Raw genomic sequence first — 12,449 nt, forward strand, 5'->3', positions numbered from 1 at the left:
CGACGATGTGCCGTCAGTAGTCGACGCGACGACCGAACTGACGAGGGCCGCGGGGCGGCCGCGAGCACACCGCGGCATCCCGCAGCCGGACCAGCTCATGCGGCTGCACGCCCGCGGCGGTCGCGAAGGCGTCCAGCGAGGCGAACCCGCCCTGCGCGGTGCGCTGCTTCACCAGCTTGCGCGCCTGCCGGGCAGTGATCCCTGGCAGCCCGGCCAGAGCGTCAGCATCCGCTGTGTTCACATCCACTGGCTCTGCGGCCTCGTCCGTCGCCTGTGCGGGGGCATCGAAGAACTCGGCGCTGGAGGCGCCGGCGCGCGCCGCCAGCTGATCGGCCTCGGTCGGACCCGTCTGCGCGGCGCGAGCCGTCTGTGCTTGCGCGGTGTCTGTCGTCGAACGATTCGATGAGCGGGCGCTGCGGGATCCACCGCGACGACCGGAAGCCTGGCGGCGCTCGTCCTGCTGGCGAGCGGTTTCGCGCGCTGTCGCCTCGGTGCGCGCCTCGTCGGCCGCAGTCCTGGCGTTCTGCCTGGCCTTCGCGCGCCGTGCGGCTCGCGTCTCACCCGACGACGCCGCGGATGACGACACGGCGGACGTGCTGCCGCCTGCTCGGCGTTCCCACATCGCGCGCAGCCAGCCGGGGTTGGCCATCAGCGCCAGCACCATCCCGGCGATGTACACGAGTGCTGCCAGCAACGGCTGCCACTGGCCCCAGATCGGCAGGTGCACCAGGATCGCCAGCACACCGAGCACGACACCGGTGATCGTCCACCGCAGCATCCGCCCGACGATCCCGATGATCAGAAAACCCAGCCACGAGAGATACGAACCGGGGATGAACGCCGAGATCATCCAGGTGCTCATGCCGAGCATCCAGCCGATCGTGGGCCCCTCGGCGGTGCGCGCGGTGCTCACGAGCGACCGTCGCGCACGCTGAGCACCATGGTCACGCTGTCGTCCTCCTGACGCGACTCCGAGACCAGCTCGAATCCGGCGTCATCAGCGCGGGTGCGGATGCGGGCGGCGACCTCCTGCTGCACGCGGCGGGCGTAGGCGGTGTCGATCCGCGTCATGAGCGCGGTCGCGTCGCCGACATCAGCGTCGCGTCCGTCGGCGCCGGCGACGTGCGCGGTCCAGATGCCGTCCGCATCGCGCGTCATCCGCAGCGACAGATCGTCCACCACGGCGGTGAGTTCGCCGTCGACGGTGCCGACCGAGGTCGCCCCGAGGTCGTGCAGGGCGGATGCCAGCAGGTCGGCGTTCTTCATGCGGGTCTGCACCTGCACCGGCGTGGCATGCTCATCTGCCGTTGCCGGCCGAGCAGGGGCGCCCTTGCCCGGCTTCGCGGCACGGGTGTTCTCAGCACCGGACTGCGACTGCACACCTGCTGCGCCGATGCCGCCGACGATGCCGGCGACAGCGAGGGCAGCGGGGATGAGGAGTAGAGAGACGCTCATGCGACACGCTCCTGGGGTCGGTCGGCGCGCACGCCGAGGTCGTCGAAAAGCGCGGAGAGCGCGGCATCGGATGCCCAGCCGTTGACACTCACGAGTCCGTCAGGGCCGATGCGCACCTCTAAGGTGTCCCGACGCCCATCGGACGCGATGCGCCGCACTTCGTCGGCATGCGCCGGGGTGAGGGCTCTGATGCCCTGGTTCGTGGAGCCGATCCACGGGCGTCGAGTGTCGGGATGCTCGCGCAGGTACGGGCCGTCGCACAGCAGATCGGTGGCGTCGAGCAGAGCGGCGATGTCGGCACGGTCGGCTGACCACCGCTCGAGGTCCGGCAGCGTGTGCCCGCTGAACGCCATCACCGTCATCCCCGCGTCACGGAATGCGTGAGCGATCGGTGCGAGGGCGGCAGCCTGCTCGAACGGCTCTCCACCGAGCAGCGTTATTCCGGTCGCACCTGCCGCGCGGGCGGTGTCGACCCACTCGGCTGCCACCGTGACCGGATCGGAGAGCACGCCACCGCGTGTCGCCCAGAGCTGGGGGTTGAAGCATTCGGGGCAGTGCACTCGGCAGCCCTGCACCCACAGCGCGGCGCGACGACCAGGGCCCTCCGCCTCGGTGGCAGGCAGGAACCGCGACCAGCGCAGCGGACCCGCCGCTGGCGCCGGTTCGACGGTGCCCAGCAGCGTGGGCACCTCGACACCGGGGGACTGCGCGTGCACGATCATCCGGTGCGATCCTCGTCACGCAGATCATTGGCTGCGGTCGCGGCGACGCCGGCGTAGTCAGCCGTGTACGACGACGAGGTCGTGGTGGCGTCGAGCAGGTCCTCGAGTGCGGAGATGTACGCGAGGCACTCGTCTCCGGTCATCCCCAGTGTCTCGGCGGCCACCGAGCCGTCCGGGCGAAGATTCACGATCAGCTGCTTCTGCATGCTCTGCTCCTGTGCGATCCGGAACGTGTCAGTAGTCCACCGTACGGCCGCCACGGCGCGCCGACAGCACACCGGCCGACTCTCGCGTGCCGGACTCGGTGGCGTCGAGGTCTTCGGTTCCGGTGGCGCGCACCGCGCGCTCGGCAGCCCACTCACGGATGCCGCTGACCTCCTCGGCCTGCGTGACGGCCAGCGGGATCGTCGAGTCGACCACCTGCTCGAGCATCGCGCGATCCACCGGACGCCCCGCACTGTACCCCTCGAAAAGGGCCGAGACGACGGCCTGCTCGATCTCTGCACCCGAATGGTTCTCGGTGCGCCGGACGAGGTCGTCGATCACAGCCTCGTCTGCGGCGAGCGCCGCGAGGCCGTTGGCATCGGATGCCTGTGCGCTCAGCTGCAGTCGCCAGATCACCTCGCGCTCAGCGGCCGTCGGCAGGTCGACGAAGAAGATCTCATCGAATCGTCCCTTGCGCAGGAACTCCGGTGGGAGGGCGTCGATGTTGTTCGCCGTGGCGACGACGAAGACCGGACGCTTCTTCTCCTGCATCCACGTCAGGAATGTGCCGAACACCCGCGCCGAGGTGCCGGAGTCGCCGCCTCCGGTGGTGTTCGAGAAGCCCTTCTCGATCTCATCCACCCAGAGGATGCACGGGGCGACGGCCTCGGCAGTGGCGATCGCGGTGCGCAGGTTCTGCTCGCTGGAGCCGACCAGACCCGAGAACACCCGTCCGATGTCGAGCCGCAGCAGCGGCAGACCCCACGATGCCGCGGTCGCCTTGGCGGTCAGCGACTTCCCACAGCCGGGAACGCCGGTGATCAGCACACCCTTCGGATCGGGCAGCCCGTACTGCTTGGCCCCGGCCATCCACGAGCCGTTGCGGCGCGAGAGCCAGCGCTTCATGTTGTTCAGGCCGCCGACGTCGTCGAGGTCGATGTCGGAGCTCATGAATTCGAGCAGCCCCGACTTGCGGACGATCTGCGCCTTCTCATCGAGCACCACCGGCACGTCACCCGCGCCCAGCGTGCCGTCATTGACCATCGCGCGGGCGAACGCGTTCTCCGCCTCGGCCATCGACAGTCCGAGTGCGGCATGCACCAGCTGCTCGCGGGCCGCGTCGTCGGCGTCGACGCGAATGCGACCGGGGCCGGAGGAGTTGCGTTCGATCATGGTGTCCAGCAGCTCGCGGATCTCCTCCGTCGACGGCAGCGGGAACTCCAGCAGGTGCGTGAGCTCGTTCAGCTCTGCGGGGATCGTGCGCACTGGCGAGATCAGCACGAGCACTCGCGATGCGTCGCCATGCCGGAAGTCCAGTGCGGTCTCTCGGGCGGTGCGGACGACCAGTGGCTCGCCCTGACGGTGCTCCGAGCCGAAATACGCGTGCAGGTCGCAGAAGATGAACACCCCGGCATCCTGCAGACCGGCGATGTGCGACAGCGCCCTGGCCGGGTTGGCCGTGTTGGTGATGCTCTTGCCCTCGGGGTCAATCAGACCCAGGGCGCTGGTCCAGGTCCAGACCGGACGAGGATGCCGCTGCGCGGAGGCGGCCAGTGAGATCGCCTCGATGGCGCGCACCTCCTCGCCGGTCTCGAGGTACAGCAGCGGCAGACGGGCCTTGAAGGCCTCATCGAGCGTCTCAGCGAAAGTCATGCCATCTCTCTCATTCGTCCACGGTGACGGACCATTCGCCGCCGCTCGATTCGATCCGGAACAGCACGGTGCCTGGCACCGGCCAGGATGTGCGGGTGGTGAAGTCATCGACGTCGTTCACGTGCGGATCGCCCCGGTACTCGAACTCGGGGGAGAACGCGGTGACCCGCAGGTACCCCGAGCCTGTGTGCGTGAACCGGGCGCTGAGGGCATCTCCTCGGTAGGAGAGCATCTCATCACCTGAGCCCTCGGCGGCACCGTCGATCACGGGGGTGGAGCGCACCGGCTCGGCCAGCACCTGCCATTCGTTGTCAATGGCGGCGAACCACAGCCGACTGTCGGTCAGCGCCGGGGTCGCGTAGACGACGTCCTCGCTGTCCCACAGGGCCGACAGGGATGCGAGACCGTCACGCTCCGGGTACTCGCCCGCAGCCCCTGGCGTCTGGTAGACGCTGATGTAGTCGTTGCCGTAGTGGTCCGTGGCGTCGTGGGATTCCGGGCGGCGCAGCAGGAGCGGATCGGAGTCCTTGTCGAAGGTCATCCAGCCGCCCTGTCGGTCGCCGGCGATGACGCCGTCTTCCAGCGTCAGCTCCAGCGGGTTGTCCTCGTAGTACGGGTTGACGCGCTCGCCGTAGCCGCCACCGCCGTCCCCGATCAGCACGCCGTCGCCCATCAGTGTGATGTTGGGCACGACGAAGAAGGCGGCGATCATGACGCCGACTGCGCCGAAGATCCAGGTGTAGCGCGAGAACGTGCGGATGCGGCCCACTGCCGGATCACTCATCGGCGGCTCCAGTCGGAGTCGGAGTCGATGTCGGTGTGGCGCTCGACTGCGGCGCCGGCTCGTAGAACTCGATCGTCCAGCTGGAGTCGCCCGAGGAGTCGACGGTGAAGACCGCGCTGTTGGTGTTGGGCCAGGCGATGCTCTGCGATCCGTCTTCGAACCAGGGGTAGTTGTCTTCGACGCCCTGCTCGGTGACGATGTCGATGGTGGTGTGGCCGCTGACGGTCACTCGGGCCGCCGTCGCGGGACCGGCGTAGAGGAAGGTGCGCGACGAGGTCCCCGACACCGTGCCGGAGACCGTCTCGATGCCTGCGGGCTTGATGCGCACGGTCCAAGGATCGTCGGTGCGCGTACGCGGCCACAGGGTCATCTCCGCCGCAGAGGGGATCAGATAGTCGCCCACATCGCTGTAGCTGTAGAACGACACCGCCTCTTCGCTCTCGCCAGCGGCCCCAGGGGTGAGGAAGTAGTCGGAGAACTCGGAATCGTCGAGGAACGCCAAGGCGAGCGGCGCGCCGGGAGTCAGTCCGGTCAGCGGGATGTACTGCTGCCCGCGGCCACTCCAGGTCTCGCCGTCAGCGGTGGCCGCGATCGGAGCGGGATTCTCCCACGGGTAGTAGTAATCGTCCGAGGTGGTGGTCCGGCCGGAATCCGGGGTGGCGCTGCCACCATTGGCGAAGGTGACGATGCCGATGATCAGGATGAGGATCAGGCCGAACACGGTCACGACGCCATTGAAACTGCGCAGGCGCATGCGGGCGTGCGCGCTCGCGTCTCCGGTCCGGCTCACTCGGGCATCCCTCCGCGTACCACCCTAGTGGGCGGATCAGACGGCACTGGAAGAGCCCAGCCAGGCTTCCAACAGCGCTCGCCGCAGCAGTGCGCCGTGCTCGGCGAAGCCGCGCTGCCGGCGCACGTACTCGGCCTTGCCCTCTGCTGTCTCGATCGGCACCGGTTGCACGCCCCAGTCCGAAAGGTCGTAGGGGGCGGCTTCCATGTCGAGCACGCGGATGTCTCGCGCCAGTTCGAACGTGTCCAGCAGCAGCTCGCCGGGGATGAGCGGGCCGAGCTTGACCGCCCACTTGTAGAGGTCCATGCCGGCATGCAGACAGCCGGGCTGTTCCAGATCGGGCTGTGACGCGCGGGTCAGCGCGAGCCGGTTGCGCGGCACGGCGTCATCGGCGAAGAAGCGGAACGCGTCGAAATGGGTGCAGCGCAGCTCGTTCGCCTCGACGACGGCGTCGGTGCCTGCCTGTCCGAGCCGCAGTGGAATCGGATGCCGGTGCTCGTCCTCGCGGTAGACCATCGCCCACTCGTGCAGGCCGAAGCACCCGAACTGCGCCGGGCGTGATGCGGTGCGCCGCAGCATCTGCTCGACGAGGTCGGCGAGCTGGGGCTTCTCAGCGCGGAATGCGGTCGCGTCGGGCGTGACCTCGCCGGACTCGGCGCCGGGGGAGTACCAGCGCCATTCCGCGCGCTCACCGGCATCTCGCAGCGTCACGCCGGCCCCTGGGTGCCAGCGACGCAGCTGCGCCGGCTTGTAGGCGTAATAGGTGAACAGGAAGTCGTAGACAGGATGCTTCTCGCCCCGTTGCGCGCGCTCGCGATGCGCGGCTGTGAGGGCATCCGCGCGTTCTGCATGTGCTCTCTCGCGGACGGTCCAGTCCGCGTGATCGAGTCGCTCGCCGGTCAGGATCACCGTGAGCTCACTTCGGGTTGTCGAGCAGGCCGACCTCGCCGAGCTGTTCGCGCAGCCCTGCGCCGTCTTCGGCGCTCACCCAGGGGGCCTCGTCCGGCTGGTGCAGCACGGTCGCGGCACGGCCGCCCGCCAGCACCGCCTCGGCGGGCAGCAGACGACGGATGGCGACACCGGCCACCGAGTCGGGGTGCTCACGCTGGAACTGCGCGTAGATGCCCTCGTCGTGCTGTCCGTCATCGCCGATGAGCAGCCACTTCACTTCGGGGAACTCTGCCGCGAGGCGCCGCAGATTCGTGTCCTTGTGCTCGCGACCGCTGCGGAACCAGCGGTCGTGCGTCGGACCCCAGTCGGTGAGCAGCATCGCTCCGGCAGGGAACAGGTGGCGGCTGAGGAACCGACGCAGCGTGGGGGCGACGTTCCAAGCACCCGTGGACAGATAGATCACCGGGGCGCCGGGGTGATCGCGGCGCAGCTGTTCGAGCAGCACCGCCATGCCTGGCACGGGAGTGCGGGCGTGCTCGTTGACCACGAACGAGTTCCAGGCGGCGACGAAGGGCCGAGGAAGGGCGGTCACCATCACGGTGTCGTCGACGTCGCAGATGACGCCGAAGCGGATGTCGTCGGCGACGACGAACACGGTCGCCTCCACCGGCTCCTGCCCCTCCACCGACATCGTGAACGTCTGCCAGCCGGGCTCGAGGTCGGCTTCGAGCACAGTGTCGATCACGCCGCCGCGATCAGCGATGACGTCGTGGCTGCGGCCGCCGATGTCGACGCGCACTGATGCGAAGCTGACGGGGATGCTGGCGAACGAGCGCCAGCCGCGCACGCCGACCCCTTCACCGCGGGCGCGCCGGGGCACTGGCGGCACGATGAGCACCCGGCCGACGACGCGAACCCAGCCGGATCCTCCATAGCCGGGGAACGGAACCGGGGTCGCCGAACGGCCACGCTTGCGAGCACGGCGTTCGCGCCAGACGTGGAGGCGGTGTTCGAGGCGGGCGAACCAATGGATCTTGGCCGCGGAGGCGGGTGACATCGCCCCCTAGTCTTTCACGGTTCCGGGTCAGGGTTCACGGTTCTGTCGGCGGCTCGCTCGAAGAACCGCTGCCGTTGGCATCCACATCGCGGGCCATGTGCCGCGCCTCGACGCGCGACAGAACCTTCTTGCCGATCACCACGGCGATCAGCAGTGCGATGATGATCGCGACGAAGATATATCCGGCATTGTGCACGCGGGACGCCAGCTCGTCGTAGTTTCCCGCCGCGGTCGCGGCGACGCCGACGTAGATCGACGTCCACAGCACGCAGGCCGGCAGCGTCCAGGCGATGAAGCGGCGATAGGCGTACCCGCTCATGCCGACCGTCAGCGGCACCAGCGAGTGCAGCACCGGCAGGAAGCGCGAGAGGAAGATCGCGACGCCACCTCGCCGCAGCAGGTAGCGCTCGGCCCGCAGCCAGTGGTCCTCGCCGATGCGCCTGCCCAGCCAGGAGTGCCGGATGTGCGGCCCCGCCCAGCGCCCGAGCCAGAACCCGATGGACTCGCCGATCAGCGCGCCGACGATCACCGTCACGCCGAGGGCGATGCCCTCGACCCACGAGGTCACGCCAATCGATGCGACCAGCACGATCGTGTCGCCGGGCACGATGAGTCCGATCAGGATGCTCGTCTCGAGCATGACGGCGACGCCGGCCAGCACGGTGCGCAGCACAGGATCGACCGACTGCACCATCTCGATGGCCCACAGCACGAAGTCGTTCACCCCACGAGCGTAGAACGTGCAACAGCGCCATACGCTGTGAACGTGCCTCTACCGAATCCGCTGATCGCGAAGCAGCTGCCGTCGTCACTGCCCGGTGACGTCGAATCGCTGTTCGTGCGGCTGTTCGGCGACTCGGACGCGGCCTTCTGGCTGGATGCCGGCGCGGATGCCACTCGCGGCTGGAGCGTCCTCGGCACCGGCCGCATCGAGAATGACCCTGCAGCAGTGCGGTCGGTGCGCCTGAGCGCGCCCACTGGGGACAGCGAGCCCAGTTCACACAGTGACGGCGGTGCGGCGTCGGAGTCTCTGGTGCCGTTCGATGGTGGCTGGGTGGGCTGGATGCCCTATGAGTCGGGTGCCGCCGCGTGCGGGGCGCCCGTGGCAGCATCCGATGAGGCACCCACCTGGATCGCGGTGACCCACGCCGTCGCGGTCGACCATGTCGGCGGTCGCATCGTCGCGCTCGCCGCGGCCGACGAGATCGACGACTGGGTGCGTGCGGTGCAGGAGAAGGTCTCGCAGGATGCTCTCGGCGCCGGCATCCAAGATCCGCCCGCGGCGACGTCGGATGCTGTCGCGAAGGTGACCGCCGATGCCCGCCACGGCGTCGCGGAGTACTCCGCGCTGATCGAGAAGTGCCGCGCGGCGATCGAGCGCGGCGACGCGTACCAGCTGTGCCTCACGACGCGATTCACCGCGCCGCGGCCCGCTGACCCGTTCGCCGTCTACCGCCGCCTGCGGGCGGCGACGCCGGCGCATCACGGCGGATATGTGCGAGTGGGGGAGCGGCACCTGCTCAGTGCGAGCCCCGAGCAGTTTCTCGCCGTCTCAGACGGCACGATCTCGACCAGCCCGATCAAGGGCACCCGGCCGCGTGGCGCGACCGAGGACGCCGACACGCAGCTTGCCGAAGAGCTGCAATCGGATGTCAAGGAGCGCGCCGAGAACGTCATGATCGTCGATCTGATGCGCAACGACCTGTCGCATGTCGGCGTGCCGGGCAGTGTGCGGGTGGAGCGGCTCTGGCAGGTCGAGACGTACCCGGCCGTGCACCAGCTGGTCAGCACCGTCAGCGCACAGCTGCGAGACGGCGTCACGTTCGGCGATCTCTGCGATGCCGCCTTCCCCGCCGGCAGTATGACCGGCGCGCCCAAGCTGTCGGCGATGACGATCCTGCACGAGCTGGAGCGCGGCCCAAGGGGCGTGTACGCCGGGTGCTTCGGGCACGTCGGGCTGGACGGTCGGGTGGATCTCGCGATGGTGATCCGCTCGATCGTCGTCACCGCGGATGCGGCGGTTGTGGGCGCAGGCGGCGGGATCACCTGGCTCTCACAGGCCGCAGCCGAGACGGCGGAGGTATCGACGAAGGCCCGCGCTCCGCTGGCGGCGCTGGGGGCGGAGCTGCCAGGCGAATGGGCTGAGCTTCTGGGCTGGCTGCTGGGCTGAGGACTGGGCGGGGAGGTCGGCAAGACGCGATAACCTGGAAGAGCCTGATTTCCGGGCCGTCCCGCATCGTCAGATTGGTCGTTCCTTGTCCGAGCATTCGTCCGAATCACACGCCGACTCCACTGAGGCGATGTCTGCGCATGACATCCAGCAGAAGTGGCAGCAGTACTGGGCCGAGAACGAGACGTTCCTCGCCGGCGGCGCCGATGACGACCGCCCGCGCAAGTACATCCTCGGGATGTTCCCGTACCCGTCGGGCGATCTGCACATGGGACACGCGATCAACTATCTGTACCCCGACATCGTGGCCCGCTACTGGCGGCACCGCGGGCACAACGTGCTCAACCCGATCGGCTGGGACTCCTTCGGCCTGCCCGCCGAGAACGCGGCGATCAAGCGCGGCGCTGACCCGCGCGAGTGGACCTACAAGAACATCGAGCAGCACAAGGCCGGCTTCCGCGCGTACGGCGCTTCGTACGACTGGTCGCGCGTGCTGCACACCTCCGACCCCGAGTACTACCGATGGAACCAGTGGCTGTTCCTGAAGCTGTACGAGCGCGGTCTGGCGTACCGCAAGAAGAGCGCCGTCAACTGGTGCCCGAACGACCAGACGGTGCTGGCGAACGAGCAGGTCGTCGACGGCCGATGCGAGCGCTGTGGCGCCGAGGTCGTGAAGAAGAAGCTCACGCAGTGGTACTTCAAGATCACCGACTACGCCGACCGTCTGCTCGATGACCTGGACGGCCTGGAGGGTCACTGGCCGCACAAGGTGCTGCAGATGCAGCGCAACTGGATCGGCCGCTCCACCGGTGCCGACGTCGACTTCCACATCGAAGGGCGCGACGAGCCCGTCACGGTGTTCTCGACCCGTCCCGACACGCTGCACGGTGCGACGTTCTTCGTGATGGCGCCCGACTCCGATCTGGCTGCCGAGTTGGCGGCCGGGGCATCAGCGGAGGTGCGCACGCGCTTCCAGGACTACCTCGAGGCGGTGCAGAAGCAGACCGAGATCGAGCGGCAGTCCACCGACCGCCCGAAGACCGGTGTCTTCATGGAGCGCTACGCGATCAACCCCGTCAACGGCGAGCGGCTGCCCATCTGGGCTGCTGACTACGTGCTGGCGGACTACGGCCACGGAGCGGTGATGGCCGTGCCGGCGCACGACCAGCGCGACCTCGACTTCGCCCGCGCGTTCGGCCTGCCGATCCGCATCGTCGTCGACACGACCGTGCCTGGTGGCGCCAACGAGGGCGGCGACCTTGCTGAGCTCGACCCCGCCGTCACCGGCACCGCGCTGGTGGGCAACGGCCGGATGACCGCATCCGGAGAACTGGACGGGCTCGAGAAGGTCGATGCGATCGCCCGCACGATCGAGAAGATGGTCGCCGAGGGCAACGGCCGGGCCGCGAAGAACTTCCGCCTGCGGGACTGGCTGATCTCGCGTCAGCGCTTCTGGGGCACGCCGATCCCGATGCTGCACCTGCAGGACGGCGAGGTCGTCCCGGTGCCCGAGGACCGTCTGCCGGTGCGCCTGCCGAGTGTCGAGGGGCTGGATCTGCGTCCCAAGGGCGCGTCCCCGCTCGGGGCCGCCGAGTCGTGGGTGCGCACGGTCGATCCCGCCTCCGGCGAGCCGGCGCTGCGCGACCCCGACACGATGGACACCTTCGTCGACAGCTCGTGGTACTTCCTGCGCTTCCTGTCGCCGAACAGCGACCAGTTCGCCTTCGATCCCGCCGAGGCCAAGCGCTGGGCGCCGGTCGACGGCTACTTCGGCGGCGTCGAGCATGCGATCCTGCACCTGCTGTACGCGCGCTTCATCACCAAGGTGCTGTTCGACCTTGGTCTGATCGACTTCGAAGAGCCTTTCTCCAACCTGGTGAACCAGGGAATGGTGATCCTCGACGGCGCCAAGATGTCGAAGAGCAAGGGCAACCTGGTCGAGTTCTCCGACCAGCTCACGCAGTACGGTGCAGACGCGCTGCGGCTGGGGCTGGCGTTCGCCGGTCCCGTCGAAGACGACAAGGAATGGTCCGGCGTATCGATGGGCGGTGCGCAGAAGTTCCTCTCCCGCGCGCTGCGCGTCGCGGATGAGGTCTCGTCGGCGGCCGGATCGGATGCTGCGGCCGGCGATGTCAGCCTGCGTCGGATCACCCACCACCTGCTCGCGGATGCCCCAGGGCTGGTCGAGCACACCAAGTTCAACGTGCTCGTCGCGCGCCTCATGGAGCTCGTCAACGGCATCCGGAAGGCGATCGACGGTGCCGCAAGTGCCGGCGACCCTGCCGTGCGCGAAGCGGCCGAGGTGCTGGCGATGCTGCTCGAGCCGATCGCCCCGCACACGGCCGAGGAGCTGTGGGCCAGGCTCGGCCACGAGCCCTCGGTCAGCGCCGCCCAGTGGCCGGACGCTGATCCGGCGCTGCTGGTCGAGGACACCGTGACGACCGCCGTGCAGGTGAACGGCAAGGTGCGCGCGACCATCGACGTGCCGGCCGACATCTCCGAGGCCGACCTCGAGGCGACGGCGCGTGCCGACGAGAAGGTGCAGCGTGCGCTGGAGGGCAAGGAGATCGTGCGCGTCATCGTGCGCGCTCCGAAGATCGTGAACTTCGCCGTCAAGGGCTGAGAACCCGGCGTCGCTCGCTGTGCACATCCTGATGTGAGCGACGTGTTGTCCACACCTTCCGGGATCCAGGCGCCTCGACGGTGGTCATCCGTCTAGCGTG

At 68.7% G+C, this 12,449-nt stretch carries 12 protein-coding genes; 2 read left to right on the plus strand and 10 right to left on the minus strand.

Features of this window, described 5'->3' with window-relative positions; all coding sequences use genetic code 11:
- Window positions 1–13: 13 nt before the first annotated feature.
- Genes MNR00_RS07260 through MNR00_RS07305 form a run of 10 tightly spaced genes read right to left on the minus strand, consistent with a single transcriptional unit; the run spans window position 14 to window position 8,280 of the window.
- Window positions 14–913, minus strand: coding sequence for a helix-hairpin-helix domain-containing protein (locus tag MNR00_RS07260; RefSeq protein ID WP_241928483.1), 900 nt, complete (start codon window positions 911–913; stop codon window positions 14–16).
- Entirely contained in the window at window positions 910–1,455 is a 546-nt protein-coding gene (locus MNR00_RS07265) for a hypothetical protein (protein WP_241928484.1), read from the minus strand. The genes MNR00_RS07260 and MNR00_RS07265 overlap by 4 nt, the downstream gene beginning before the upstream one ends.
- Window positions 1,452–2,177 carry a 4Fe-4S single cluster domain-containing protein gene (locus MNR00_RS07270; protein WP_241928485.1) on the minus strand — a complete coding sequence of 242 codons (726 nt, stop codon included), beginning with the start codon at window positions 2,175–2,177 and terminating at the stop codon, window positions 1,452–1,454. Before MNR00_RS07270 ends, MNR00_RS07265 begins: the two co-directional genes overlap by 4 nt.
- On the minus strand, window positions 2,174–2,383 hold the full coding sequence (locus MNR00_RS07275) for a DUF2997 domain-containing protein (protein WP_241928486.1): 210 nt from the start codon (window positions 2,381–2,383) through the stop codon (window positions 2,174–2,176). Before MNR00_RS07275 ends, MNR00_RS07270 begins: the two co-directional genes overlap by 4 nt.
- A gap of 28 nt (window positions 2,384–2,411) precedes the next feature.
- Window positions 2,412–4,034 (minus strand): AAA family ATPase, encoded by a 1,623-nt coding sequence (locus tag MNR00_RS07280; protein WP_241928487.1) that lies wholly within the window; start codon window positions 4,032–4,034, stop codon window positions 2,412–2,414.
- A 10-nt stretch (window positions 4,035–4,044) separates the two neighbouring features.
- Window positions 4,045–4,818: a hypothetical protein gene (locus MNR00_RS07285; protein WP_241928488.1), complete on the minus strand. Its 774-nt coding sequence runs from the start codon at window positions 4,816–4,818 to the stop codon at window positions 4,045–4,047.
- Window positions 4,811–5,608, minus strand: a complete 798-nt coding sequence (locus MNR00_RS07290) for a hypothetical protein (RefSeq protein WP_241928489.1) — start codon at window positions 5,606–5,608, stop codon at window positions 4,811–4,813. The genes MNR00_RS07285 and MNR00_RS07290 overlap by 8 nt, the downstream gene beginning before the upstream one ends.
- A 36-nt stretch (window positions 5,609–5,644) precedes the next feature.
- Window positions 5,645–6,517 (minus strand): 3-methyladenine DNA glycosylase, encoded by an 873-nt coding sequence (locus MNR00_RS07295; protein WP_241928490.1) that lies wholly within the window; start codon window positions 6,515–6,517, stop codon window positions 5,645–5,647.
- Window positions 6,518–6,524: 7 nt separating this feature from the next.
- A complete protein-coding gene (locus MNR00_RS07300) occupies window positions 6,525–7,556 on the minus strand; it encodes a phosphatase domain-containing protein (RefSeq protein ID WP_241928491.1) in 1,032 nt (343 codons plus the stop codon).
- 34 nt (window positions 7,557–7,590) lie between these two features.
- On the minus strand, window positions 7,591–8,280 hold the full coding sequence (locus MNR00_RS07305) for a DedA family protein (RefSeq protein WP_241928492.1): 690 nt from the start codon (window positions 8,278–8,280) through the stop codon (window positions 7,591–7,593).
- Between the two features lie 42 nt (window positions 8,281–8,322).
- Here MNR00_RS07305 and pabB point away from each other — a divergent pair, with 42 nt between their 5' ends.
- The gene (gene pabB / locus MNR00_RS07310) at window positions 8,323–9,726 is read left to right on the plus strand and encodes an aminodeoxychorismate synthase component I (protein WP_241928493.1); all 1,404 of its coding nucleotides are present in this window, start codon (window positions 8,323–8,325) and stop codon (window positions 9,724–9,726) included.
- Window positions 9,727–9,856: 130 nt separating this feature from the next.
- A complete protein-coding gene (leuS, locus tag MNR00_RS07315; protein WP_241928494.1) occupies window positions 9,857–12,349 on the plus strand; it encodes a leucine--tRNA ligase in 2,493 nt (830 codons plus the stop codon).
- Window positions 12,350–12,449 lie beyond the last annotated feature (100 nt).

It is taken from the genome of Microbacterium sp. H1-D42, assembly GCF_022637555.1.
Taxonomy (GTDB): Bacteria; Actinomycetota; Actinomycetes; order Actinomycetales; family Microbacteriaceae; genus Microbacterium.

Bases quoted from the DNA above. Each gene is read 5' to 3' on its own strand.
- leuS (WP_241928494.1), top strand. From the start codon at position 9,857: ATGTCTGCGCATGACATCCAGCAGAAGTGGCAGCAGTACTGGGCCGAG.
- MNR00_RS07300 (WP_241928491.1), bottom strand. From the start codon at position 7,556: ATGTCACCCGCCTCCGCGGCCAAGATCCATTGGTTCGCCCGCCTCGAA.
- MNR00_RS07275 (WP_241928486.1), bottom strand. From the start codon at position 2,383: ATGCAGAAGCAGCTGATCGTGAATCTTCGCCCGGACGGCTCGGTGGCC.
- MNR00_RS07270 (WP_241928485.1), bottom strand. From the start codon at position 2,177: ATGATCGTGCACGCGCAGTCCCCCGGTGTCGAGGTGCCCACGCTGCTG.
- MNR00_RS07280 (WP_241928487.1), bottom strand. From the start codon at position 4,034: ATGACTTTCGCTGAGACGCTCGATGAGGCCTTCAAGGCCCGTCTGCCG.
- MNR00_RS07265 (WP_241928484.1), bottom strand. From the start codon at position 1,455: ATGAGCGTCTCTCTACTCCTCATCCCCGCTGCCCTCGCTGTCGCCGGC.
- MNR00_RS07285 (WP_241928488.1), bottom strand. From the start codon at position 4,818: ATGAGTGATCCGGCAGTGGGCCGCATCCGCACGTTCTCGCGCTACACC.